The 24508-nt window shown below is 46.5% G+C and carries 22 protein-coding genes; 14 read left to right on the plus strand and 8 right to left on the minus strand.

The window, feature by feature from the left end; genetic code table 11:
- Positions 1 to 11 precede the first annotated feature (11 nt).
- Positions 12 to 464, minus strand: coding sequence for a TIGR04086 family membrane protein (locus tag F0P94_RS07990; RefSeq protein WP_150903349.1), 453 nt, complete (start codon positions 462 to 464; stop codon positions 12 to 14).
- A 180-nt stretch (positions 465 to 644) separates the two neighbouring features.
- On the opposite strand from F0P94_RS07990, the gene F0P94_RS07995 reads away from it, so the two are divergent.
- Positions 645 to 965, plus strand: a complete 321-nt coding sequence (locus F0P94_RS07995) for a hypothetical protein (RefSeq protein WP_150903350.1) — start codon at positions 645 to 647, stop codon at positions 963 to 965.
- A gap of 353 nt (positions 966 to 1318) precedes the next feature.
- Here F0P94_RS07995 and hemB read toward each other — a convergent pair whose 3' ends face one another.
- From hemB to F0P94_RS08020, 5 genes are all read right to left on the minus strand, one after another.
- Complete coding sequence (gene hemB, locus F0P94_RS08000; RefSeq protein WP_150903351.1) at positions 1319 to 2302, minus strand: porphobilinogen synthase; 984 nt, start codon at positions 2300 to 2302, stop codon at positions 1319 to 1321.
- A gap of 126 nt (positions 2303 to 2428) precedes the next feature.
- Entirely contained in the window at positions 2429 to 3349 is a 921-nt protein-coding gene (locus tag F0P94_RS08005; protein WP_150903352.1) for an alpha/beta fold hydrolase, read from the minus strand.
- 100 nt (positions 3350 to 3449) lie between these two features.
- On the minus strand, positions 3450 to 3986 hold the full coding sequence (locus tag F0P94_RS08010; RefSeq protein ID WP_150903353.1) for a hypothetical protein: 537 nt from the start codon (positions 3984 to 3986) through the stop codon (positions 3450 to 3452).
- Between the two features lie 87 nt (positions 3987 to 4073).
- Complete coding sequence (rocD, locus tag F0P94_RS08015; RefSeq protein WP_150903354.1) at positions 4074 to 5345, minus strand: ornithine--oxo-acid transaminase; 1272 nt, start codon at positions 5343 to 5345, stop codon at positions 4074 to 4076.
- Positions 5346 to 5865: 520 nt separating this feature from the next.
- Positions 5866 to 6183, minus strand: coding sequence for a hypothetical protein (locus F0P94_RS08020; RefSeq protein ID WP_150903355.1), 318 nt, complete (start codon positions 6181 to 6183; stop codon positions 5866 to 5868).
- Between the two features lie 261 nt (positions 6184 to 6444).
- Here F0P94_RS08020 and F0P94_RS19630 point away from each other — a divergent pair, with 261 nt between their 5' ends.
- The 11 genes from F0P94_RS19630 to F0P94_RS08070 all read left to right on the plus strand — a co-directional run bounded on the left by F0P94_RS19630 (position 6445) and on the right by F0P94_RS08070 (position 19286).
- Positions 6445 to 6663 (plus strand): DUF5522 domain-containing protein, encoded by a 219-nt coding sequence (locus F0P94_RS19630; RefSeq protein ID WP_191906967.1) that lies wholly within the window; start codon positions 6445 to 6447, stop codon positions 6661 to 6663.
- A 126-nt stretch (positions 6664 to 6789) separates the two neighbouring features.
- On the plus strand, positions 6790 to 7029 hold the full coding sequence (rpmB, locus tag F0P94_RS08025) for a 50S ribosomal protein L28 (RefSeq protein WP_150903356.1): 240 nt from the start codon (positions 6790 to 6792) through the stop codon (positions 7027 to 7029).
- Positions 7030 to 7222: 193 nt separating this feature from the next.
- Positions 7223 to 7405 (plus strand): 50S ribosomal protein L33, encoded by a 183-nt coding sequence (gene rpmG, locus F0P94_RS08030; RefSeq protein WP_115375234.1) that lies wholly within the window; start codon positions 7223 to 7225, stop codon positions 7403 to 7405.
- Positions 7406 to 7407: 2 nt separating this feature from the next.
- Complete coding sequence (locus F0P94_RS08035) at positions 7408 to 7563, plus strand: DUF4295 domain-containing protein (protein ID WP_150903357.1); 156 nt, start codon at positions 7408 to 7410, stop codon at positions 7561 to 7563.
- 108 nt (positions 7564 to 7671) lie between these two features.
- On the plus strand, positions 7672 to 8634 hold the full coding sequence (gene ftsY / locus F0P94_RS08040) for a signal recognition particle-docking protein FtsY (protein ID WP_150903358.1): 963 nt from the start codon (positions 7672 to 7674) through the stop codon (positions 8632 to 8634).
- Between the two features lie 569 nt (positions 8635 to 9203).
- Entirely contained in the window at positions 9204 to 11912 is a 2709-nt protein-coding gene (locus F0P94_RS08045) for a TonB-dependent receptor (RefSeq protein ID WP_150903359.1), read from the plus strand.
- An 11-nt stretch (positions 11913 to 11923) separates the two neighbouring features.
- Positions 11924 to 12973, plus strand: a complete 1050-nt coding sequence (locus tag F0P94_RS08050) for a DUF4249 domain-containing protein (RefSeq protein WP_150903360.1) — start codon at positions 11924 to 11926, stop codon at positions 12971 to 12973.
- Positions 12974 to 12983: 10 nt separating this feature from the next.
- Positions 12984 to 15431: a hypothetical protein gene (locus F0P94_RS08055; protein ID WP_150903361.1), complete on the plus strand. Its 2448-nt coding sequence runs from the start codon at positions 12984 to 12986 to the stop codon at positions 15429 to 15431.
- Positions 15432 to 15644: 213 nt separating this feature from the next.
- Positions 15645 to 16958, plus strand: a complete 1314-nt coding sequence (gene rimO / locus F0P94_RS08060; protein WP_150903362.1) for a 30S ribosomal protein S12 methylthiotransferase RimO — start codon at positions 15645 to 15647, stop codon at positions 16956 to 16958.
- A 193-nt stretch (positions 16959 to 17151) separates the two neighbouring features.
- Positions 17152 to 18714 carry a bacillithiol biosynthesis cysteine-adding enzyme BshC gene (bshC, locus tag F0P94_RS08065; RefSeq protein WP_150903363.1) on the plus strand — a complete coding sequence of 521 codons (1563 nt, stop codon included), beginning with the start codon at positions 17152 to 17154 and terminating at the stop codon, positions 18712 to 18714.
- A complete protein-coding gene (locus F0P94_RS08070; RefSeq protein WP_150903364.1) occupies positions 18714 to 19286 on the plus strand; it encodes a 5-formyltetrahydrofolate cyclo-ligase in 573 nt (190 codons plus the stop codon). Before bshC ends, F0P94_RS08070 begins: the two co-directional genes overlap by 1 nt.
- A 105-nt stretch (positions 19287 to 19391) precedes the next feature.
- Here F0P94_RS08070 and F0P94_RS08075 read toward each other — a convergent pair whose 3' ends face one another.
- On the minus strand, positions 19392 to 21461 hold the full coding sequence (locus tag F0P94_RS08075; protein WP_150903365.1) for a T9SS type A sorting domain-containing protein: 2070 nt from the start codon (positions 21459 to 21461) through the stop codon (positions 19392 to 19394).
- A gap of 131 nt (positions 21462 to 21592) precedes the next feature.
- Positions 21593 to 22264 (minus strand): tRNA (5-methylaminomethyl-2-thiouridine)(34)-methyltransferase MnmD, encoded by a 672-nt coding sequence (mnmD, locus tag F0P94_RS08080; RefSeq protein ID WP_150903366.1) that lies wholly within the window; start codon positions 22262 to 22264, stop codon positions 21593 to 21595.
- 260 nt (positions 22265 to 22524) lie between these two features.
- Between mnmD and F0P94_RS08085 the strand changes: the two genes are divergently transcribed.
- Together F0P94_RS08085 and rlmN are read left to right on the plus strand one after the other, a co-directional pair.
- On the plus strand, positions 22525 to 22950 hold the full coding sequence (locus F0P94_RS08085; RefSeq protein ID WP_150903367.1) for an acyl-CoA thioesterase: 426 nt from the start codon (positions 22525 to 22527) through the stop codon (positions 22948 to 22950).
- A gap of 403 nt (positions 22951 to 23353) precedes the next feature.
- Positions 23354 to 24418: a 23S rRNA (adenine(2503)-C(2))-methyltransferase RlmN gene (gene rlmN, locus F0P94_RS08090; RefSeq protein ID WP_150903368.1), complete on the plus strand. Its 1065-nt coding sequence runs from the start codon at positions 23354 to 23356 to the stop codon at positions 24416 to 24418.
- Positions 24419 to 24508 lie beyond the last annotated feature (90 nt).

Genomic DNA, 24508 nt, shown 5'->3' on the forward strand with positions numbered 1-24508 from the left:
CGGAACCGGAATTAAATTAAACGATGCGTATGGCGTTTTTCTACCGGCAGGTTGCGGTAGCGTTGCCAGGCAAGGTAGCCGCCCAGCGTGCCGGCCATTAATTTGGCCACGAGTACCAGAATGTCGATTAAGTCAAATGGTTTGTTTGCAGTTGTTTGCGATAAAATATCTAAAAGTACGACCAGTACGCCCGTGGCAACTCCGTAGATCACCTGCCGGTTGTGGGCTTTGCGGGCTGCCCAGAAAGCCATGGCCAGCGTAGCTAGGGTGCCTGCAATCCAGCCGATCGGTTTGGCGATGCGAGTGGCAAACTCCGCGTAAACTTCCTTGTCCAGGTTCGGGGCGATCAGGTAGCTGTAAACGGTTATGGTGGCTACCAGCATAATTAGAGGAATAAGCTGGGCAAGCGTGGCGGCAATGGTCACGCGGGTAAGTCGGAAAGGCGGCTTCTTTTCTGGTTCCATAAAGATCGGTCAGGGCAATAAGTAAAGATAGTATATTAATTACGGCTGTCAGGTTTGTCGGTTAAAAAGTCAATTTTATCCCGGTTTCAGCCAGGTTGGTCGAATATTTCAGCAAACGGCTTGATCTGGTGTTAATTTTACAGCAGTTACATGAAAGAACAGGTTCTAAATTTTAAAGATATGAAAAAGCTCCTTTTTGCCGCTCTCTTATTTTTAAATGTACTCGCAGCTCGTGCCGGCGAACCAACCCTGGATCAGCAAGCCGCGAATTTTGCCCGTCAGGCCGCAGGCCGGCTGGAATTGAATGAAGACCAGATTATTGCGGTGCGCAAATTAAAGCTGGCGGCTTTGCAGGCGATGCAGGAAAATAATCCGGCAGTTTCCAGAATTCAGCTGGAAGAAGAACTCAACCAAAAAGTAGCCGAATTGCTGAACCGGCGCCAGAAGGCCCTACTTAACAACCAGGCTAACCTGTTGGAATTCATTGCAACCGGTAATTAATAAAAAAACTCTCTCCCGATTCTTGCCATATTTTGTTCCCGGGTTTTCTCATGCAAGCTTTAAGGTAACCGGAAAACCAGCTTAATTTAATTTTTCCAAAAGGAAAAATATTAAGATTTGTTATTCAAGCTGCCTGAAATGAGGCGGGAAAAAAGAAAAAGTCAGCCTATAAAGGCTGACTTTTTTATGTTAGGCAAAGGAATAAATTTGCTTTAAACTACTATGATTGTAATTCTGTAAGGAACTTATGGGTTTAAGGCTCAGAAATCACAAGTTTCTTTCAGAATGACAGAGAGGGATAGAACTTAATTTTGTAAACTAAATCAGTCCACTCCCTTAATGTGATAGGGTTTTTAGCTGATCTTTTTCAGGTACTGGGCAAATTCCTTCGCGAAATACGTGAGAATGATGTCCGCGCCGGCGCGTTTGAAGCTTAGTAAAACTTCGGCCATCGCCTTTTCGCCGTCGATCCAGCCATTGGCAGCGGCGGCTTTTACCATGGCGTATTCGCCCGAAATGTTGTAGGCGGCAATGGGCAGGTGGGAGTTATCGCGGAGGCTTTTGATAATGTCGAGGTACGGCAGGCCGGGTTTTACCATCAGGTAATCGGCGCCTTCCAGGGTGTCCAGTTCGGCTTCCAGTAAGGCTTCGCGGGCGTTGGCCGGGTTCATCTGGTAGGTTTTCTTATCACCGAATTTCGGGGCTGAATCCAGGGCGTCACGGAAGGGGCCGTAGAAAGCGCTGGCATATTTGGCGGTGTAGCTCATAATGGCTACGTTCTGGAAACCATTTTTATCGAGGTATTCGCGAATGAAACCAACGCGGCCATCCATCATGTCGGACGGACCGATGATGTCGGCACCGGCGCGGGCTTGTTCCAGGGCCATTTTCGCCAGGATCTCTAACGTTGCATCGTTCAGGATCTCGCCGTTGTCAACAATGCCGTCGTGGCCGTCGGAAGAATAAGGGTCCATGGCTACGTCGGTCATGAGAACTACATCGGGGAAGTTCTTTTTCACTTCGGCAATAAAGCTTGGGAAGAGGCCTTCTTTGTTGAAGCTTTCGGTAGCAAAGCGGTCTTTTTTGTTTTCGGCAATTACCGGGAACGGAGCAAAAGCTTTTACGCCCAGGTCTACGCAAGCAGCAATTTCGTCCAGCATGCGATCGGTGCTGTAGCGGTAAATGCCTGGCATGGAGGTTATTTCAAGGGCTTGGTTCTGGCCTTCTAAAACAAATATCGGGTAAATGAGGTCGTTTACGGTTACAAAGTTTTCCTGAACCATGTTCCGGATCACTTCGGATTTGCGGTTGCGGCGGGGCCGGCGGGTTAAATTCATACTGCTATGTATTTAAGTGAAACTACCGCAAAGGTACGGCTAAAGCACGGGGAATGAAATGTTTATCGGGAGTTTTTGGAGCGGGAAGGATAGGGTTTTGGTTTGAAGAACAGCAATTGAGTTTTCTTACTTCTGCTTTTTAACCAGCTCCGTAACCTTAGTATTGATGAATTTTAGTGCCGGTCCATAGGTTTCTATTCCGTGGGCGACATTTTCGAAAACCTTTACTTCTTTTAAACCCGGCAGTTTTTCCTGTGCATTGGCTACTGATCTCTGAAACGGAAACAGCTGGTCTTTATCGCCTTCGAGCAAATAAACCGGCACGGTTACCTGTCGTAATTCGTTGGCCATGTCGTAAGGCTTTTGGGTGCGGTCCTGGTAACGGGTTATGGCAAAGAGCTCGTAATCTATGATCAGTTTTTCAGCCCCAGGAGATAGCGTATGGGTTGGTTTGCAGAAAACGGCTTTGTCCAGAAACTTACTAACGTTTTTTCGGGAAGGTGCCAGTAGCGGAAGCAAGTTGTAGTACAGGTTTTTGGGCGAAAGCGAAAAGGATTGCAGGCAACCGGGATTCAACAGAAATGCTGCTTTTATTTTTTCGGGGTTGGTCAGGGCTAGTTTCATGCAAATGAGGCCGCCAAAGGAAGCGCCGGCTATAAATGCTTTTTCGAGCTTCAGTTGCGTTAAAACTTCGGCTGCCCAATGGCCATAACCAACAGATTTTATATCCGGGGTGTTGCCGTCGCTTAAATTAGGAAGGCCGTTGGTTTCTACCAGGAAGATGCGGAAATGGCGGCCCAGGTTATCAAGGTTTTTATCGAAATCCCAGAAAAGCGGGGTGGTGCGGGCACCGGGAAAAATGACCAGCGGTTCCAGGGTTTCGTTTTCGGTGTGCAGGCCCCAGATATGCGTTTTGCCCAGGCTGGTTTGAACCGGAAGGGGCTGATACGTGCGGTTATTCTGGCTTTCTAGTTGTTTTACCCAGTTTTCAAACCAAGCCAGGTCTTGAGCCGGGTCTTTAAAAGCTGATCTTTTCTTTATTTCCACAGGAGAGGATTTGTCTTTTTACATAATGCCAAAATTAATTTAATTGTGCGCTTTTATCGTTTTTTTTCCAAGTTTTGTCCCGACAGAACTTCTATTAGGATCAATACTTCAGCAAGGCCATAATGGCTATAATGGAGCCGGCCAGAAAAGCGCTTCCCCCAATCAGGGCCAGTGTGCCGGCTCCGGAAGTGCCAAGAATAAGCATTGCCAGGGCGGCCAGCAGCAAAGCCATGCCAATACCCAGGAAAATACCGGAAATCATGCTGAGCGGGCCTTTGGCTGGGCCGTCTTTAATACCTTTGATCTTTTTTAGCGCATTTGGTTGCAGGACTTTTTTCGGGAAAAGATTTTCAGAGACAGGAATGGCTTTGGTGTTGGTTTGCGGCAGAGCCAAGGCTATTATGGGCTTTACTTTTTTGGTGTGAAATAATAGCGTTTCAGAGGATTCTTCTGTTTGAAGCTTTCCCCCTGGCTTGTTCGTTTTTGCTTCTGCTGCGGTACCGGTTTGTAGAGGAATAACCTGCTTAGAAGGGCTTATCGGGGCGAAGGAATAGGTTGGTTTGCTTGTCTTGCAGCCGGTAAAAAAGAATGCTAAAAGTGCCAAGCTAAAGGCGTAAAAGGAAAGCGTTATTTTCATAAGGGGCGGTTTGTTCAAAAATAGAAAAAGCCGGCGAATAATCGTATCCGCCGGCTTTTATGGGTTTATGATCTATATTAATCCAGTTTAATCAAGTTCTTCGGGAGCTTCTACCGGGCTGGAAAATTGCAGCATGGTGTTTTCGATAATGTCACAGCATTCATGCAGTTGTTCTTCGGTAATTACCAACGGCGGAGCAAAGCGGATGATGTCGCCGTGGGTTGGTTTGGCCAGCAGGCCGTTTTCTTTCAGAGCTATGCAAACATCCCAGGCAGTGCGACCGTCGGCGGTTGGTTTAATAATTACGGCATTCAGCAAGCCTTTGCCGCGTACAGTGGTTACCAGTTCCGGGTGGTTTTTCTGAATCCGGCGCATGCGCTCCCGGAAGATTTCGCCCATGATGCGGGCATTTTCGGTCAGGTTCTCGTCTTCAATTACCTGCAAAGCAGCCATGGCTACGGCGCAGGCCAGCGGGTTGCCGCCGAAGGTTGAACCGTGCTCGCCTGGCTTGATGCAGAGCATGATCTCGTCGTTGCAAAGCGCGGCCGAAACCGGCAGTACGCCCCCGGATAAAGCTTTGCCTAAAATTAGAATATCGGCTTTTACAGCTTCGTAGCAGGTGGCCAGCAGCTGACCGGTACGGCCTACGCCCGTCTGAATTTCATCGGCAATAAAGAGTACGTTATGCTGCTCGCAAAGGGCTTTGGCTTTGCTTAAATACCCTTCGGAAGGTACGTAAACGCCGGCTTCGCCCTGAATAGGTTCTACCATGAAAGCGCATACGTGCGGATTTTTCAAAGCTTCTGCCAGGCTTTCGAGGTCGTCGTAAGGCACTACTTTGTAGCCCGGCATGTAAGGGCCGAAGCCTTTGGTAGAATCCGGGTCGGTGGAGAAGGAAATGATACCGGTGGTGCGACCGTGGAAGTTATGTTCGGCAACGATGATTTCGGCAGTGTTCGGGGCGAGGCCTTTCTGCATGTAGCCCCATTTGCGCGCCAGTTTCAGGGCGGTTTCTACGGCCTCGGCGCCGGAATTCATCATAAGCACCTTGTCGTAACCAAAATACTCGGCAATGTATTTTTCGGCGATGCCCAGTTTGTCGTTGTAAAAGGCGCGGGAAGTTAGGGTAAGCTGTTGGGCCTGGTCAATTAAGGCATTGATGATCTTCGGGTGGCAGTGGCCCTGGTTTACCGCGCTGTAAGCCGATAGAAAGTCGTAGTAATGCTTGCCTTCTAGGTCCCAGAGGTGCACGCCTTCGCCGCGGGTAAGCACCACTGGCAGCGGGTGGTAGTTGTGGGCACCGTATTTATCTTCGAGTTCGATAGCCTGCTGGCTGGAAGTGATAGTAGCTGTATGCATGGGGTTCTGGTTTTAAGTTCCTGATTCCGGCATTCCGGGCAAAATACTTTTCATACGGTAAATTGCTTTTTGGGTAGGAGTGCTTCGGGGTAAATTTAAAGAAAGGTGGCGGGAGAAAAAAATGGGAGGGAAAAGGTTTGTAACATTGCCTTGGTTTTCTGGTGTCCGGGTTTTTCTTTCTTAAATGGTACTGTTTTTCATAGCAGGCCGTTCCGTCAGCTAAAGCAGACGGCAATGAAATTCTTCGTTGAGGCTGTAGGGCGGATTAGCTTTGAAAGGAGAAGGTGCTTTTTTGTCTGAACACGATTTTAGGGATTATTAAGATGGACAGGATTTTTAAAATAAGATCCTGAAATTCTGCGAATTTTGAGAATTCTGTAAATTCTGATTCTGACAATTGTCCTGTAAATCCTTAAATCCTGAAAATCCTGATTTAAAAAGAAAGCATTTCGCGGACTGGGTGAGGCAGCCTTGGAAATGCTTTCTTCTGAATTGAAAAATCTGAAAAACAAACGAGAACCTATGCCTGAGCCGTTTGTGCTTTATTGATTCTGCCGAAAAGTTCGGCGAATTCGGCGGCATCGTATTCCGAATAGGTATCGAGCATGATGCCTTTTACCTGGTCGGAGGTGGTAACCGCGAACACTTCGTGGGTGTTGGCCGCGTCGGCTACCGGACCGTCTACGTGGTGCGCTTCTACCAGCGTAAGCTGTTCGGCGGGTACTTCCTGAGAGAGTTCCGGACAGTAGATTCCGTGGTTCTGCATAATGAAGGTATGGATGTAGCCGCGGTTGCGTAAATCCTGTACTACCTGGGCAATTGGATCATTTATATTCATGGCTTTATTTAATTTTGTTATTGAAATTGCATTAACTTCCATTTTTTACGCGGTACTAAACCCAGTGTTGGCGTTTGGCCGGCCTTAAAGCTGTTGGAATAATGCAAAAATGATTTAATGCAATGTGTTTGAAAATATAGTGCAAACCAAGGCGTTAAGCTTATGATAAGATTTTTGGAAGTCTTAGCGGATTCCTGTTTTAAAAGGATATTGCACTTGCCGTAAGAAGATAAGTGTCAGGCAGGCAGTTATTTATTTTAAATGGCCGGGAAATTTTATACTTTTGCAGCGGAAAAGCTACCGTTTGTGAAAAAGCCGCCGGTTTTGCCTTTAGAGCCCGATGATTATTACTTTAACGAGCAGGGATTGATGGTTTTTACGGCCAAATACCACCTGAAGCGCGGTTATTGTTGTAAAAGTGGCTGTAAGCATTGCCCCTACGGGTTTAAAAAAGAGCCGAAATTACCTCCGGAAAGCTAAAGTAAACTGTAAGCAGCAGGCCGTTAAACGGTGAAACTCAAATAATTTTAACGTTGAGGTTGACTTTCTGTTTCTTTCTTCCGATATTTGCAACCCTTTAGAATAAACTACTGATTTAAAAATAAGATGGCACGAGTTTGTGATTTAACCGGCAAAAGACCTCAGGTTGGAAACAATGTTTCCCACGCCAACAATAAAACCAAGCGTAAGTTCTACCCGAACCTGCAGAAGAAGCGTTTCTATATCCCGGAAGAAGATGCCTGGATCACGCTGAAAGTTTCTACTTCCGCGTTACGCGCAATTAATAAAAACGGTATTTCTGCCGAGTTAAAGAAAGCACACCGCGCTGGCTTTATCAGCTACTAGTTTTTAAAGGTTCCGGCTTCCCTGTTGCGAAAACAGTATAGAGCGGAATGAAAAGTTGAATGAACGGGAGGTGGTTGCAGCCCCGCTGCAGAAAAGCCTAATTACCTGTATTTAAACTTTTTAAAAGAACTTAGTTGTTATTCCCACAGGTGAATAGTATATTTGCAGTCCAAAATAAAAAAGTATAGTTGAGATGGCTAAAAAAGGTAACCGAGTACAGGTAATTATGGAATGCACCGAGCAGAAGAACTCCGGTGTGCCTGGTACTTCCCGATACATCACTACCAAGAACAGAAAAAACACGCCTGAGCGTCTGGAGATGAAGAAATTCAATCCGAATCTGAGAAAAGTAACGGTACACAAAGAAATTAAATAACGATGGCTAAGAAAGTAGTTGCGACCCTGAAAACCGCTACCGGTAAAGACTGGGCAAAAGTAATTAAAGCAGTAAAGTCTCCTAAAACCGGCGCTTATACCTTCAAAGAAGAGATGGTGCCTGTAGATAAAGTTCAGGAAACTTTAGCCGCTAAATAATTGAACTGATCTGTTCAGACAAAAGAGTCCCTCACGTTTGTGTGTCGGGACTTTTTTAGTTTATTTATTTTTGGGTACTTTTTACCTGAATTTCACGATACTTGCCCAATGGGATTATTTGACTTCTTCAAAAAAGAGCAGAAAGAATCGCTCGACAAAGGACTTGAGAAAACGAAAACCAACTTTTTTGACCAGCTTAGCAAAGCCGTAGTCGGAAAATCGAAGGTAGACGAAGAGGTGCTCGACGATCTGGAAGAAATGCTGGTGCACTCCGACGTTGGCGTAGGCACTACCATTAAGATCATCAAGCGCATAGAAGAACGGGTGGCCCGCGATAAATACGTGAGCACCTCGGAGCTGGATAAAATCCTTCGCGAAGAAGTGGCAGCCTTGCTGGAAGAAAATAGTTCCGGGAAAGGTACCGAACTGAGTCTGCCGGCCGGCATTAAGCCATACGTAATTATGGTGGTTGGCGTGAACGGCGTAGGCAAAACCACTACCATCGGTAAGCTGGCCTCCCAGTTTCACAAAGCCGGTAAAAAAGTAGTGTTAGGCGCCGCCGATACCTTCCGGGCCGCTGCTGTTGACCAGCTCATTATCTGGGGCGAACGCGTAGGCGTGCCGGTAATCTCCCACGGCATGAACACCGATCCGGCTTCCGTAGCCTTCGATGCCGTGAAGAAAGGCGTGGAGATGGATGCGGATGTGGTAATTATCGATACAGCCGGCCGTTTGCACAACAAGGTTGGCCTGATGAACGAGCTATCCAAGATCAAACGGGTAATGCAGAAGTTCATCGAGGAGGCTCCGCACGAAGTGCTGTTAGTGCTGGACGGAAGTACCGGACAAAATGCCGTTTTACAGGCTACCGAGTTTACCAAAGCTACCGATGTAACGGCGCTGGCTATTACTAAATTAGATGGTACGGCAAAAGGCGGGGTGGTAATTGGTATTTCCGACGAATTTAAGATCCCGGTGAAATACATTGGCGTTGGCGAAAAGATAGACGACCTGCAGGTTTTCAATAAATATGAATTTGTAGATTCGCTTTTCAGCCAAAATAAGAAATAAGAGATATAATAATCTCTGGAAAAAACCGTAGTTATACGTCGGCTTTTTGCCCGGCTTAGGCTACGGTTTTTTTGTGCCCTGAAAGGAAATATTTCCTGGTGCTTCAAAAAGAATATTTGTCGGGAAAAAGCTGGCTGAGTTTGGTTGTTGGTGAGAACATCATAGCCGTCAGGCTAAGCTACTTTATTGCGTCAGAATGCTTGTTCCGAATACTTTCGGGGACCTTGTGGAGGGAACTATCGCATACCGAACCTGAACGAAAGGCATTTATTGCTACGCTCAAATGCCATAGCAGTATGTATAAGTTTCTTCTGCAAGCTCAGAATGACCTGCTTTTGTCTTTAGCCTAGCGGCTATGGTGAAAATACGCAACAACGGCGAGCGGATGTGCCCGACAGTTTATAGTTTATAACTACTAAGGGACTACGGGAAATAATTTGTCTTTTCAAAAGCAACGGGTAAGGCCGGGTTAGCGTCAGGTGATAAGAGGCCGATTAATTTTTTATATTGAACCGAATTTATAAGCCAGGAACTGGCTCAGAAAACTACCGGCAGTTTTGCCAAAGCTTATGAAACAACTATACGTTTTGCTTTTAACAGGAGGACTGTTCTTTGGCGCTGTGCCTGGGTTCGGACAGCAGGAACCTCCGAAAACGCTCACGGCAACCTACCAGCAGGCGCCGCTGCCGCAAGTGTTCTCCGGCATAGAGAAGCAATTCGGCGTTAAAATATTCTACAAAGAAGAATGGCTTGCCGGCCAGAAACTTACTTTAAACCTGACCAATGCCACGTTAACCGAAGCCCTTCAGGCAGCTTTACTCGAAACCGACCTAACTTTCAATCAGTACGATGCGGCAAACGTGGTGATTTTGCCGGCGGGTGCGGCTTTAACGAATATGGCAGGCAATGGGGCAAATGCACAGGGATATACTTATGATGCGAAAGCCCTGGTTATTGGCGGTAATAAAATGGCGCCCCGCGGTCAGAAACTTACCTTGTCCGGAAACCTGAAGACTGGCAAAAGCAACGAAGAAGTGATCGGGGCGCAAGTAATGGTGGAAAGCCTGGGAGTCGGTACCGCTACCGATCTGCAGGGAAATTATAAATTAAGCCTTCCGGCCGGGAAATACGAAATTACTTTTAGGGCCATTGGCCTGGAAACCATAAAGAAAGTGGTGCAGCTGAATGGTAGCGGCAAGCTGGATGTGGAGATGTTTGAAAAGGACCTGGTACTGAACGAAGTACGGATTGAGGCTCAACGAAGCGATATAAACGTATCGGGTACGCAAATGGGCCTGAACAAACTTTCCATTAAAGAAATAAAGAAGATGCCGGCACTGCTCGGGGAAAGCGATGTGGTGAAAAGCGTGCAGATGCTGCCGGGAGTAACCTCGGTTGGCGAAGCGGCAGCCGGGTTTAACGTGCGCGGCGGCAACACCGACCAGAACCTGATATTGATGGATGAGGTGCCTATTTTTAACCCTACGCACTTATTCGGTTTCTTTTCCGTATTTAACCCCGATGCCGTGCAGGAAGCTACCTTGTACCGGGGTGCCATTCCGGCACAGTTAGGCGGCCGGCTTTCGGCTATTCTGGATGTAAAACAGAAAGAAGGCAGTTACCAGAAATGGCAGGGCACCGGCGGCATAGGCGTTGTTTCGGGCCGGTTGGCGGTAGAGGGTCCGGTAATGAATAAGCAAGGCTCCGTACTGGTAGCAGGCCGCAGCAGTTACTCGAACTGGTTATTTAAAAAAATGCCCGATGCCCAGTTACGCGATGATAAGGCTTCTTTCTACGACGCAACCGTAAAACTAAGCGGCCTGGTTTCGGAAAAAGGAAAAGTTATTTTCTCCGGTTACCGCAGCCACGACAGTTTTCAGTTCAATGCCGATACGGTTTATTCCTGGGAAACCAACAATGCCAGCTTAACCTATAACCATATTTTCTCGGAAAAACTGCAGGCTAATTTTGTGGCGCTTTACGGCGACTACGATCTGGGGCTTGATTACCTTAAACCTTTTAGCGAAGCCAAGTACAGCAGCGGTATCCGGCAGCGGGGACTGAAAGCGGATTTTATTCACCAAAGACAAAAACAGCAGCTTCGGTTTGGCGGCAGCAGTACCTATTATACGTTTTCTCCCGGCGCTTTAAAACCGCTTGGTGAACGTTCGAACATCAATGGAAAAGTGTTGCCTAAAGATAAAGCAATCGAATCGGCCATTTATGTGAACGATGAGATCGAGCTGAGTCCAAGGTTTTCGGTTAACCTGGGTTTGCGCTTTTCGATGTACCAGCATTTAGGTCCGAGCCAGGTTTATACGTACGAAGCCGGCAAGCCCCGCAGTTTACTTACCTTAACCGATACGGTTTCCTACGAAAATAATGCGTTGGTGAAACCTTATGAAGGCCTGGAGCCCCGCGCAGCCATCCGGTTTAGCCTAACCGATGAAAGCGCCCTGAAAGCAGGGTATTCCCGTACCTTGCAATACCTGCACGTAGTATCTAACACGCTAACCGTTTCGCCGATCGATATCTGGAAGACCAGCAACCAGTACATCGAGCCGCAGATCGGGAATCAGGTTTCTTTGGGCCTGTTCCAGAACTGGCAGCAGAACACCATCGAAACTTCGGTAGAAGTATATTATAAAACCATTCAGAACCAGCTCGACTATAAGAACGGCGCCGAGCTTTTCCTGAACGAAGCCATAGAAACCGAGCTGTTGCCGGCAAAGGGCGAAGCTTACGGAATAGAATTAATGGTAAACAAGAAAGTGGGTAAAGTAACCGGCTGGGCCAGCTACGCTTTTTCCCGCACGTTCCTGCAAACCGACGGTAAATTTCCGGAAGAGAAAATTAACGGTAATGAAAAATACCCGGCCAGCTACGACAAACCGCATAACCTGAACCTGGTAACTACTTACCAGGTTACCCGGCGGTTAAATATTACGACAAGCTTTACTTTTAATACCGGCCGGCCTTTTACGGCTTCAACCGGTTTTTATAATTTCTATGGAAATTCGGTTCCGATTTACGGGGATCGGAACCAGTACCGGCTTTCTGATTACCACCGGCTTGATTTATCGCTTACCGTGCTGCCCAATTTAAAAAAGAATAAAAAGTATGAAGGCAGCTGGAATTTTGCAGTTTATAATTTATATGCCCGGAAGAATGCTTATTCCATATTTTACAAGCATGTAGGCGGCACCAAAACCCAGGCTTACCAGCTTTCTGTAATAGGTACAGCCATTCCTTCCATAACCTATAATTTCAAGTTTTAACCCGGTAAAAAATGCATAAAATTTATTTAATTCTGGTACTAGTTATTCTGGGTGGCTGCATTGAGCCGGTAGATGTACCCATAGAAAAGCAGGAACGGCTACTAATGGTGGATGGGTTAATAACGGATGAGCCCGGCCCATATATTGTTAAGTTAAATAAGTCGTTTTACTATGGCGAGTATTTCGGGGATGCGCATCCGGATGTGAAAAATGCCATCGTTACAATTTTCGATGACCAGGGAACAATTGAAGTGCTTTCGGAGACTTTTCCGGGAAAATACGAAACCAATAAAAACGGGATCAGAGGAAGAATTGGTGGAAGTTACCAACTTAAAATCCGCTTAAAAAACGGGCAGGAATATATTTCAGAGCCGGAAGTACTTAAACCTGTACCCGCTATAGATAAGCTGTATACAACCTTTGCGCAGGAACATTCGCTTAATGAACAAAACGAGACTATAATTACCGATGTAGTGAGGGTACTTGTTGATGCCAAGGACCCGGCAAACGAAAAGAATTATTACCGTTGGAGCTCTGAAGGTACTTACCAAGTGTTCACCCAACCGGAAGACTATATGGAAAAGGTCAGGGATGTTTTGGTGCCCCGGCCAAAGAGTTGTTGTCCGGACTGTTGGCTGACAGATAAGAATAACCTGATAAATGTAAACGACGACCGGCAGTTTAACGGGAAAACCCTAGTTGGGCAGCCAATTCTTCAGGTGCCGGCAACTCCCCGTTTTTTTGATATAAAATATCGGGTTGAAGTTGCCCAATACTCGCTGTCGGAAACTGCTTTTAACTTTTGGGAAACCATAAAATTACAAAGCAAAGGCACTGGCTCGGTACAGGATCCGGCACCGGCTAATGCAGTCTCCAATATAAAAAATATAAGTAACGGTGCAGAAAAGGTAATCGGCTATTTTGGGGCTTCGGCAGTAGCCAGGAAAGCGCTTTTTATTACTAAACAGGATATTCCGATTCAAATTCCAAAGTTTATCTATCCTGACGACTGCCGTACGATGCCATTAAGTACCACTGAAAGGCCTGCCTTCTGGCAATAATTAATTTCTTATGAATTCATTTTTAGGTAAAGTTTCGAAGGTAAGTTTTCTTTTTGGGTGGTTGCTTTGGGCTATCCTGCTTTGCCCGGAAACGAAGGCGCAGGAAAAGCGAGCAGTGCAGAATGCAGGTTGGTTACAACAGTTGCCAACAAACTTTAAAGCTTTTACCGAAGCTCAAAATCCGGATAAAGTTTACCTGCACACCGATCGTGCTTTTTACGTTGCCGGCGATACTATTTGGTACAAAGCATATTTAATGGATGCTTACTCATGGAAGCCGGGGGGAGCCGAGGAGGTTATAAATGTTTCTATTCTTAATGCAGCTCAAAAGGAAATCGTTAAGCAGAAGGTACTGGCTAGAGCAGGTTATGCGGTTGCCCAGCTTATACTACCCGATTCGCTTCCGTCTGGGAATTATACCTTGGTAGCCTACACGAATTGGATGCGGAACGCCGGGGGAAAGTCCTTCTTTCGGAAAGCAATAACTATTCTTAACACTTATGGTAGTCCTGATGAGGCTGGTGGCTTAAAGGCACAAGTTCCGGAGAATAACCCGGTAGATCTGCAGTTTTTTCCTGAGGGAGGAGGTTTAGTAAGCGGCGTAACAAGTATAGTTGGCTTTTCGGCAAAAAACGCAGCTGGTTTTGGCGTGCCGGTAGAAGGAAAAATTATGGATGGAACCGGCAAGGTGGTTACAGCTTTCAAGGCGTATCATGCTGGCATCGGCAACTTTGTTTTTAAACCTGAAGCTCATAAAACTTATTATGCTGTAATCAATGGTTTGGGCTCAGATTCTAAAAGGTTTGATCTTCCGGTGCCACAGGAAAAAGGATTGGTACTGCACATCGATAACGCCAGCGACAATGTAACTGTTCGGGTAACGGGTACACCGGATAAGGCTAATGCTAAGCAAGTATTACTGATCCAAAGTCGGGGAGCTGTTTATTTTTCGGATGAAGTCCTGCTTAATAGTAACGCGGAAGCGGAGCTTAAAATGTTAAAAACAGGGTTCCCGGATGGTATTGCGCATGCTGCTTTATTTAACGCGGAAGGCGTAGCGGAAGCAGAAAGGCTTTTCTTTATAAATAACCGGCAACAATTAAACTTAAAGCTCACTACCAATAAACAAACTTATGGTCGCAGAGAGTTGGTTACAGTTAACCTGGAAGCAACCGATAATACCGGTAAGCCGGTCCGTTCGGAGTTCTCTATTGCTGTAACTGATATGGGCCAGAACGCTTCCTTAAGCTCTAACCCGAACCTTCCTGCATATTTGCTGCTTTCTTCCGAGTTAAAAGCATTTGTTGAAGACGCTGGCTATTATTTTAAAAATAGTAGTACGGCAACCAGCATGGCTTTGGACAACCTGCTTTTAACGCAGCGCTGGCACCGCTTTACCTGGGCACAGATTAATGGTGCTGAAACCTATAAACCGGTATTCAAGCGGGAAAATGGGCTGCATTTAAAGGGGGAGGCGTTAAATAAAGAAGGGCAGCCGTTGCAGAAAGCAGTTATCTATTTGCTGGATTTGAAATCCGGAAAAACGGATCTGGTTTCTACGAATGAAGAAGGTCTTTTTCTGGTAACCCTTTCGGAAAAAGCTTCAGAACCACAATATTTATATCAGGTTTGGCAACAGGGCATTTTTCAAAAGCAGGCACAATTAAAATTCCTTTCAGATTCTGATGCGCTGTCTGAAATTTCCCAAGGCTTTTTTGCAGCTACTACTGATACGTTGGTTTCTACCAGGCTTTTATTGCAAACCAGAATAGCGAAACAGTTTGCTTCAGCTGATAAAAAGCCTGAAACTGTAGTTTCTGATCATGCCGCCTGGATGAACATTCCGGCCGATAGAAACTACCAGCTCAGCAAGTACAATAATTTTCACGATGTGGAAGAAGCGGTTAGAGAAATTATTCCCAGCGTAAAGATTCGCAACTATAATGGCGACACCGAAACCCGGATTTTTAATGTAGCAGCAAAAAAGTACTTCCCTTATCAGCCTCTTTATTTCATAGATGGAAAGCCAACTTATAATAATGATTTAGTGCTTAGAATGAGCGCCGACCAGGTACAGGAAATAAATGTATACTTATCTTCCAATTCGTTAAAGCAGTTCGGGTTCTTAGGTAATCAGGGCGTTATTGCTATCCGTACTAAAAAAGGGAATTTTAATTTACCGGAATCAGAAAACCAGAATATTGTTTCTATAAACGGCGTTGTGCAGGCCCTGGAATTTAATATCCCGAAATTAGCCCCTCGCAGCACGGTCCTTCCGGATTTCAGGCCGGTATTATATTGGAATCCGCGGGTAACGACAGATGCTAATGGCCGGGCGGTATTTACTTTCCCAACTTCCGATGCTGCAACCCGGTTCAGAATTGAAGCACAAGGTATTTCTGCTGATGGTTTACCAGGAGCAGGTACGGCAGAATTTTCTACAATGCCAGCGCAATAGTGTGGCTTTCCTTGCTCATAGCCCTGAAGCAAGACTCCTGAATAGAAAAGGCCTAAATTAAAGCAACCGCTAAGAATTAGAAAGAAGGAGTTTCAGCCAATTTGAATTTTTGAAGTGGTTCAGTTGTTGCTTCCGGAAGCAGGGAACCGAAGCGCTTAAATGTGCTGCTTTATGCGTACCTTTGCATAATTTTTCGGCAGTAAAAAGTAGGAAGTGAAAGTAAGAAGTTTAAAGAAAGACAAGGTCAACGTTATTACGCTGGGTTGTTCAAAGAATTTAGTGGATTCGGAAGTGCTCATGGGCCAGCTTCGGGGCAACGATTTCGATGTTGCCCACGAATCGGATAAAGACGATGCCAATATCATTATTGTAAATACCTGTGGCTTTATCGACAATGCCAAGCAGGAATCCATCGATACCATTCTGCAGTACGCCGATGCCAAAGAAAGCGGCCTGATCGATAAATTATACGTTACCGGTTGCCTTTCCCAGCGTTACAAAGATTCTTTAGAAACCGAAATTCCGCAGGTGGATGCCTTTTTCGGTACGCTGGAATTGCCGCAACTTTTAAAGACCTTAGAAGCCGATTACAAGCATGAATTAATCGGCGAACGCCTGTTAACTACCCCTAAGCACTTTGCTTATTTCAAGATTGCCGAAGGCTGTAACCGTCCGTGTTCTTTCTGCGCCATTCCCTTAATGCGCGGCAAGCATGTAGACCGTTCTATTGATGATCTGGTAAAAGAAGCTTCGCGTCTGGCCAAAATGGGAACCAAAGAACTGGTACTTATTGCCCAGGACTTAACTTATTATGGCCTGGAGAAATACGGCGAACGCAAGCTGGCCGATCTGGTAAGAAACCTTTCCGACGTGCCGGGCATTGAATGGATCCGGATGCAGTACGCGTACCCAAGCCAGTTCCCGATGGAAGTTTTAGATGTGATGGCGGAACGCGAAAACGTGTGCAAATATTTAGATATGCCGCTGCAGCACATTACCGACAACATGCTGAAGACCATGCGCCGCGGTATTTCCAAAAGAAGAACTATTGAGTTGGTAGATCAGATTCGTCAGCGGGTACCGGAAATTGCCTTACGCACGACCCTTATTGCAGGCCATCCGGGCGAAACCCAGAAAGATTTCGAAGAGCTTTACGATTTCGTAGAACAGACACGCTTCGATCGTTTAGGCATTTTTACGTATTCGCACGAAGACAATACCCACGCTTATACCCTGGAAGACAACGTGCCGGACGAAGTGAAACAGGAACGGGCCGATGCCATTATGGAGCTGCAGCAGGGAATTTCCATGGAGCTGAACGAAGCAAAAGTAGGCCAGACCTATAAAGTTTTATTCGACCGGAAAGAAAGCGGCTACTTCGTAGGCCGCACCCAGTTCGATTCTCCTGAAGTAGACAACGAAGTGCTTGTGCCTGCTACCAATACCTACGTACGCATCGGCGATTTTGCCAACGTAAAGATCACTGAATCTACCGACTTCGACCTGTACGGCGATGTAGTTTTGTAAGCCATAACGCTACCGATTTAATAAAAAAACCTCACCGGAGATTAAAAGCTGGTGAGGTTTTTTTATGGGCAATTTTGAGTTTACTTTGCAGTAATTTCCGCCGGAAACCGGAATTGCCGCCTTTTATTGAATGACAAATGCTTGTCTTCAGAAGCGAGGTTTCCGTACTATTTCAAATCCTTTAACGCGCCGCATGAAAATATCTTACCTGCCTTACGCTGCCACCAATGCTTTTTCCAGACTGGTTGTCGATTATACTTCTCAGGAACCGCATTTAAAGTCTTTCCTAAACCGTTTTCCGACGCTGGAAGCCTTCGAAGCTCAGATAAAAGAGAAGCAGGATTTCCCCCAAACCCAACGGGAAACGCTGGTAAACGTGCTGGAAAAACAGTATGTAAAGCTGGAAAAAAGTCCGGCGCTGGAGCTGAACCTGGCATTGTTGCGGCAGGAAAAAACCTTTACCGTTACCACCGGACATCAGCTGAATCTCTTTACCGGCCCGCTTTACTTTGTGTATAAGATTGTAAGCACCATTAAAACCTGCCGGCTATTAAAAGAAGCTTACCCGGAATATGAGTTCGTGCCGGTGTATTGGATGGCTTCCGAAGACCACGATTTTGCCGAGATCAACCACTTTAACGTATTCGGAAAACGCTACGAATGGCAAACCGAGCAGAAGGGCGCCGTTGGCAGGTTTAGCCTGGAAGGCTTGGAAACCCTGTTGGCGGAATTACCTGAGAAATTCCCGGTTTTTGAAAGTGCGTACCGCGAAAGTGCCACCCTTTCCGAGGCTACCCGCAAAATTGTGAATGCCCTTTTCGGCGAGTATGGTCTGGTAGCTTTGGATGCCGACGAACCGGAACTGAAAAAAGTGCTCGTGCCGGTAATCCAAAAGGAACTGACCGAGGAGCTTTCTTTTCAGCTAATGAACCGTACGAACGAAACCCTGGCAGCCTATTACAAACCCCAGGTAACGGCCCGCGAAATAAACCTTTTCTACCTGGAAAATGGCCTTCGGGAGCGGATCGTAGCCGAAGACGGAAAATTTAAAGTACTGAATACGGACCTGGTGTTTTCGGTGGAAGAAATGCAAAAGCTGGCCCAGGAACATCCGGAAAAATTCAGCCCGAATGTGGTATTGCGGCCGCTTTACGAAGAAATGCTGTTGCCGAACCTGGCTTATATTGGCGGCGGAGCAGAGGTGGCCTATTGGCTGCAGCTTAAAAAAGTATTCGAATATTACCAGGTGCCTTTCCCGATCCTGATGCTGCGCAATTCGGCCTTATACCTGAATAAAACCAATGCAGCGCGCATGCACAAGCTCGGCCTGCCGCCTGAAGAAATGTTCCTCGATCTAAATACGCTGAAAAAGCAGGTAAGCGAACACCTGAATTTGCCAGAGGTAAGCCTGGAACAACAGCAGCAGCAGCTAGGCGAAATATTTAAGGAAGTAGAAAAGCTGGCCGTAAGCATAGAACCTACGCTCGAAAAATTGGTAGCCGCTGAAGCCCAGAAAGTTCAGAATGCCTTATCGGCGCTGGAAAAACGGATAAGCAAGGCATTGGAGAATAAACATGAAACCGTTTTCAAGCAGCTTGCCACCCTGAAAGAAAAACTATTCCCGGAGGGAAGCCTGCAGGAGCGGAGCGATAACGTCCTTTCGATCTATGCCAACAACCCGGATTTTATCGCGAACCTGATGCAGGCCTTCGATCCGTTTAATAACCAGTTCACCATTCTGGAGGAGGAAGCCTGATGCAAAAAGCCGTACTTCGAAAACAATACCTGGCCAAACGCCGGCAATGCAGCCTTGAGGTAGTGAAAGATGGAAGCGAAAGAATTTGCCAGCGTTACTTTGAAAGTTTCAAGCCGGAGGCGCCGCTTACCGTACACGTATTCCTGCCCATTCTGAAGAACTGCGAAATAAATACCTGGCTAATCATTAGAAAACTGTGGCAGGATTTTCCAGAAGTACGGGTAGTAGTGCCGGTAACCAATTTTGAAACCGAAGAGCTGGATCATTACCTGCTTACGCCGCAAACCGAAGTACAGGAAAGCAGCTGGGGAATACCTGAGCCGGTAAATGCCACCCCGGTTGCAGAAACGGAAATGGATATGGTGCTGCTGCCTTTAATTGCTTTCGATCTGCAGGGACACCGGGTCGGCTACGGAAAAGGCTATTACGACCGCTTTCTGAACAGGTGCCGTCCTGATGTTGTAAAGATCGGCTTATCGCTTTTCCCGCCGGTAGATTTGATCTCTGATGTGCACGAGGCCGACATTCCGTTAAATTATTGCATCACCCCGGAAGAACAGTACCGGTTTTAAGCTGAAAAGTATAGAATAAGGATTTGTGTTGTTTAACCAGATGGCAATAAAAAAGCCCCCCGAAGATCTTCGGGGGGCTTTTTGTTAAAAGTTATTGCTTAAAGCTTACTGCTTTACAATACGGTTGGTTACAGTAAAGTTGTCGGAAGATACAGTGTATAAATAAACGCCGTTCGCGAATTTAGACATATCTACAGAAACTTCGTTTTTACCGGCAGCCATCTGAGAAGCAGAGATGTTAGCCACTTCCTGACCCATGATGTTCATAACGCGTACAGAAACGTTTGCGTTTTTCTTCAGGTCGATGTTGAAGGTAACTTTAGCATTGGTTGGGTTCGGATAAGCAGAGATGCTGTTTACGTTAGCAGCTACTTCTTTCTTCGTACCAGATACAATGCCAACTACATCAAGTGCGTAGTACATGATCGCATTCTCATCTTCCTGGTCAGCATCAGCACCTAAGGTCATGCCCGGCTCATCATCGGACATAAAAGTAAAGTGCAGTTTGCCGTCGGCAGCAACTTCGTGATGTGCAGAAGGGAATACGCTTTCATAGAAGTTTTCTGCGGCACTGGTGCCATTTCCTTCCAGATCAAGTTTGCGGGTGATGTTTACCGGGCCAACCCAGGTTCCGTTGTTTTCACGTACCATGAAGTATAAGTCGCGGAAGCCCTGGCCGGTAGGAGTAAGGTTGTTAGAAGTACCTTCTACCATAGCGGTATAAACCAGGTATAATTTATTGGCAAATGGAGTGCCCGGGGCGCCAACAGCTGCGTTCGGCATTGAAACAAGGCCAAGTGCACCATAAGGTCTGTTTGTGCCGGCAGCAGAGCTACCAGTACCAAAGAAATCGCCGGCAGAGTTATCTGGGTGAACATCTTCCAGGTCAGCGATCAGCAGGTCTTCAAATTTAGGGATGTTAGAGCCCATGCCTTCGTTCCAGTATAATAAACCGGAAGTTGCATTGGCAAACCAAGAGCTCTTGCTACGGAAATAAGTACCGCCGCCAGCAGAAAGTGGTTTTGGTTTTACCTGAATAGCAGACAGAATTAAGCCAGCCCAAACGTGAACCTGACCATTGTTGTCGATTACGACTGCATGACCGCCATCGTTAGTAAGTGCAGCTGTATCTAAGTCAGCGTTGTTCACGTGCATGGTGTCCAGCGGAGTAATAGCGTGGATCAGGGTGCGCGTAAAGGTTGTACCGTTGTCAGTAGACTTCCACAGGGTCCAAGGATCACCCATAGAGCCAGTTACGATAGCTACAGTTTTGCCTTTAACGGCAATAGCATAGTCATCGCCGCCAATTCCGAAAAAGCTTTCAGAAGAGTAAGAAGATGGGTCGTTGGCCTGTACGCCTTTTAAACCTGGCAGGTAAACGTTCTGCTTATCCCAGGTAGTACCGCCATTGGTAGAACGGGCATAAGCCATAGGAACCTGAATGCCGTTAATAGTGGCGTTTGCAGGAGTTGTAGTGTTGTTTACCGCATAAATAACGTGAAGCGTATCGCGGTTGCTTGCTGCCCGTGGCCAGGTGCCTGCATTGCCGGTTACGCCGCCAATGTTTTTAGAAAAAGCAAGGTCCGTAGTGGCGCCCCAGGCAGCTAAACCGCCGGTGCCTTTGGTTGTACGGCTGGTAATGTTCAGGCCATCGTTAGAGTGGGTAATGATGGCTTCTTTGTTGTTGTTTAACAAAACAATTTCCGGCCAGCCGGTGCGCTTGGAAGCCACGCCGTACAGGTCGTTACAAGTGCCGTTAAACACATTTGGCGTGCTTGTAGGGCCTTCTACCCAGGTAGTGCCGTTGTAATAGTTGTAGCCGGCGCCGCGTGAATTGAAGCTAGGGTTCTGGCCGCCGGTACAGGTTTCGGTCCAAACGGCAGAGATCGTACCGTCTGCATGACGGAGAGTACGGTTGCCAACCGAAGAGTTAGACATCAGATCGTAATAGGTCTTTCCGATCTGCGTTCCAAGGCTACCTGGAGCCTGGGCCTTTTTAGAATTTGAAGCATTCGCTTTAGTAGGCTTTGAGGTGCTGGTTTCACCCGGGATGTGTTTGGTTGCCGCTGCTGCTTTTAAAGCATTGCGGTCTACACGTGCTTTGAGAGCATCCTGAGCGTTTACCCCTAAGCTGGCAGAAAATGCTAAGCCTAGAAAAAGTAATTTTTTCATCATGTATTAGTTTGGTTTTGAAGAATGTTTTGTCAATTTCAAATGTAGATATTATTTTCAAAAAAAACAATCAGCTAAAAAAAGTCGGTTAGCCGAATAGTTGAGCAAATAAAAAACACGGAATAGCGTGAAAATCATTTTCTTGCCCGGGTCATTTCCCGCTTTCCCGGTGGCCCCGGCAGGGCTTCCACTGTTAAGCCGGCGGCTTTCAAACTCCGCTTAAAACTCCCTTTGGCGCAATAGCTTACCAGTACGCCTCCGGGTTTTAAGGCTTGGCCGATCTTTGCAAATATTTCATCGGTCCAGAGTTCGGGTTGCTTTTCCGGGGCAAAAGCATCGAAATAAACCAGGTCGTACGTATTCGCAGGCAAAGCAAAGTTTTCCAGATCGGCATGCAGCTTTTGCAGCGTAAAGTTCGGCCGTATGGCAGCTTCCGTATTCCAGGGTGCAGCGTGCAGCTTTCTAAAATAAGCAAGCAGTTCCGGATTCAGAATAAAGTTCTCGAACTGCAGCTGCGCAATTACTTCTTCCGGGAGCGGGTATTTTTCCAGCGTATCGTATAAAACACTATGCTTTTGGGTTAAAAAAGCCTGCAGCGTTAGTATCGCGTTTAAGCCGGTGCCAAAACCAATTTCCAGCAGGTTTATCGGGGTGGTAGCGTTTGCCAAAACCGGTTCCAGGCCATGTTTTATAAATACATGCAGGGCTTCCTGCAAGGCGCCATGCACCGAATGATAATGCTCATTCAGGGCCGGCACGTATAAAGTATGGGAACCGTCGTTGGTTTGTTTTACTTCTACTTTCATTTCCCGAAATTACCGATATTTTTATTGACTACCCAAGTTGCGGGAATGTTGCAGGGAAATGTTCGTAATTCTTATAAAAAAATAAAACCGGATCAGAAGCATGAAATAAATGCAGCTTAAGTTTTAGCTAAAAGCGCTTAAAGGAATGTTTCCGGGGCTAAAAACGGTAATAGTGCCTGCCTGAAAACCGTATCAATTATTTTTGTTAATTCACCGTTTTATTTTCCTTGTACTTTATTTTATGCAATTATTTATTTCAAATGGCCCGTATTCAGCTTCAGCTACCTGCTAAATTTTCTTTCCAGACCGAAATTCCGGTGCGTATTACCGACCTGAACTACGGCGCGCACCTGGGCAACGACGCCCTCTTAAGCATGGTGCACGAAGCGCGGGTGCAGTACCTTAAAAGTCTGGGCTATTCCGAACTGAACCTGGAAGGCGCAGGACTGATCATGGCCGATTCGGCCATTATATATAAAGGTGAAGGTTTTTATGGCGATGTGCTTACGGTTAAAGTGGCCGCCGCCGATCTGAACAAGTATGGCTTCGACCTGTACTACCATTTTTCGAACCAGCACGGAAAGGAAATTGCGCACGCCAAAACCGGCCTGTTGTGCTTTGATTATACCACCCGCAAACTGATGGCTTTGCCGGAAGCAGCGGCTGAAAAGCTATCTGTCAGCTAAAGCAAATTTGTCTGAACACAATTTTCAGGATTTTTGGGATGGGCAGGAATTTTTGACTCTTCCTGCGCTGTAATCTCCTTTCTAAAGAGAGCGTTTCTGCATCGAAGGCAACCACCCCCAACCCCTCCTTGAAAAAAGGAGGGAGCTTTTCGGTTCCTGTTTCAAATTGCCTTTTGAAGCTTAAAAGTATACCATTTGCTATTGGCGCTTCATTATAAAGTAGCAATGCCCAGCTCCCCTCCTTTTTCAAGGAGGGGTTGGGGTGGTTATTTCAACTTCTGCAGAGATCCTGTAAATCAATCTAATCCTGAAAATCGTGTTCAGACAATTATCCATTGCCGTTGACTTTAGTCAACGGCAATGGATGGAAACTAAAGCGCGGCAAATTTTGTATCTTTGCGGTATGGAACTGATTGCTGACATTGAGATTTTAAATAAAAAGGACATCCGCAAGCTGAAGTTGGACGAGCTGAAGGCTTGGATGCAGGAAAACGGCGAAAAGCCTTTCCGCGCCAAACAGGTGTACGAATGGATCTGGAAAAATTCGGCCCAGACGTTTGCGGAAATGAATAATATTGCCCTGCCCCTGCGGGAAAAGCTGGATGCGCATTTTTCCATAAATGCCGTGCAGGTGGCTACCAAACAGCTCAGCAACGACGGTACCATAAAATCGGCTTTCAAACTCTACGATAATAATATTGTGGAAGGCGTGCTCATTCCGCATGAGCAGCGCATGACGGCCTGCGTTTCGAGCCAGGTGGGTTGTTCGCTAACCTGTAAGTTCTGCGCTACCGGCACCATGGACCGCATCCGGAACCTGGAAGCCGCCGAAATTTACGATCAGGTGGTTCGCATAAACGAGCAATGCCAACAGCAGTACGGCACGCCGCTTACCAATATCGTGTACATGGGTATGGGTGAACCGATGCTGAATTATGCCAACGTGATGAAGTCCATCGAGATGATAACCTCTACCGATGGCCTGAATATGGCGGCCAGAAGAATTACAGTAAGCACCGCCGGCATTGCCAAAATGATCAAAAAGATGGCTGACGATGGCATTAAAGCAAACCTGGCTTTGAGTCTGCACGCGGCTAACGATACCAAGCGCAACGAGATTATGCCGATAAACGAAACCAATTCGCTTTCGGCCATAAAAGAAGCGCTGCTTTATTACCACGAACTAACCGGCCGCAAAGTAACCTACGAATACATTTTACTTAACGGCTTTAACGATACCCTGGAAGATGCCAAAGAATTGCTGGCCTTTTCTAAACTTATACCTTGTAAGATCAACATTCTGGAATATAACCCGATCGAAAGCGCCAGCTTTACCAAAGCCCAGGATGAAACGCTGGAGCCATTCCTTCGCTACTTAGCCGACCGGGGTGTGCAGGTAAACGTGCGCCGGAGCCGCGGCAAAGACATCGATGCGGCTTGCGGTCAGCTGGCGATTAAGGAGAAATAAGAAACAGGGTTTTTAAGCCCTAAACCCTACCATTTTAAAGCACAGTTTGCAACAGCAGGCTGTGCTTTTTCTTTTCAGTTGAAGATAAAT

It is taken from the genome of Adhaeribacter soli, assembly GCF_008727925.1.
GTDB lineage: Bacteria > Bacteroidota > Bacteroidia > Cytophagales > Hymenobacteraceae > Adhaeribacter_A > Adhaeribacter_A soli.

Excerpts from the sequence above, each read along its gene's own strand:
- F0P94_RS08055 (WP_150903361.1), top strand. The coding sequence starts at position 12,984 with ATGAATTCATTTTTAGGTAAAGTTTCGAAGGTAAGTTTTCTTTTTGGG.
- F0P94_RS08045 (WP_150903359.1), top strand. The coding sequence starts at position 9,204 with ATGAAACAACTATACGTTTTGCTTTTAACAGGAGGACTGTTCTTTGGC.
- F0P94_RS19630 (WP_191906967.1), top strand. The coding sequence starts at position 6,445 with ATGGCCGGGAAATTTTATACTTTTGCAGCGGAAAAGCTACCGTTTGTG.
- F0P94_RS08075 (WP_150903365.1), bottom strand. The coding sequence starts at position 21,461 with ATGATGAAAAAATTACTTTTTCTAGGCTTAGCATTTTCTGCCAGCTTA.
- bshC (WP_150903363.1), top strand. The coding sequence starts at position 17,152 with ATGAAAATATCTTACCTGCCTTACGCTGCCACCAATGCTTTTTCCAGA.
- rpmG (WP_115375234.1), top strand. The coding sequence starts at position 7,223 with ATGGCTAAAAAAGGTAACCGAGTACAGGTAATTATGGAATGCACCGAG.
- rpmB (WP_150903356.1), top strand. The coding sequence starts at position 6,790 with ATGGCACGAGTTTGTGATTTAACCGGCAAAAGACCTCAGGTTGGAAAC.
- hemB (WP_150903351.1), bottom strand. The coding sequence starts at position 2,302 with ATGAATTTAACCCGCCGGCCCCGCCGCAACCGCAAATCCGAAGTGATC.
- mnmD (WP_150903366.1), bottom strand. The coding sequence starts at position 22,264 with ATGAAAGTAGAAGTAAAACAAACCAACGACGGTTCCCATACTTTATAC.
- F0P94_RS07990 (WP_150903349.1), bottom strand. The coding sequence starts at position 464 with ATGGAACCAGAAAAGAAGCCGCCTTTCCGACTTACCCGCGTGACCATT.
- rocD (WP_150903354.1), bottom strand. The coding sequence starts at position 5,345 with ATGCATACAGCTACTATCACTTCCAGCCAGCAGGCTATCGAACTCGAA.
- rlmN (WP_150903368.1), top strand. The coding sequence starts at position 23,354 with ATGGAACTGATTGCTGACATTGAGATTTTAAATAAAAAGGACATCCGC.
- F0P94_RS08035 (WP_150903357.1), top strand. The coding sequence starts at position 7,408 with ATGGCTAAGAAAGTAGTTGCGACCCTGAAAACCGCTACCGGTAAAGAC.
- F0P94_RS08020 (WP_150903355.1), bottom strand. The coding sequence starts at position 6,183 with ATGAATATAAATGATCCAATTGCCCAGGTAGTACAGGATTTACGCAAC.
- F0P94_RS07995 (WP_150903350.1), top strand. The coding sequence starts at position 645 with ATGAAAAAGCTCCTTTTTGCCGCTCTCTTATTTTTAAATGTACTCGCA.
- F0P94_RS08085 (WP_150903367.1), top strand. The coding sequence starts at position 22,525 with ATGGCCCGTATTCAGCTTCAGCTACCTGCTAAATTTTCTTTCCAGACC.
- F0P94_RS08010 (WP_150903353.1), bottom strand. The coding sequence starts at position 3,986 with ATGAAAATAACGCTTTCCTTTTACGCCTTTAGCTTGGCACTTTTAGCA.
- F0P94_RS08070 (WP_150903364.1), top strand. The coding sequence starts at position 18,714 with ATGCAAAAAGCCGTACTTCGAAAACAATACCTGGCCAAACGCCGGCAA.
- F0P94_RS08050 (WP_150903360.1), top strand. The coding sequence starts at position 11,924 with ATGCATAAAATTTATTTAATTCTGGTACTAGTTATTCTGGGTGGCTGC.
- ftsY (WP_150903358.1), top strand. The coding sequence starts at position 7,672 with ATGGGATTATTTGACTTCTTCAAAAAAGAGCAGAAAGAATCGCTCGAC.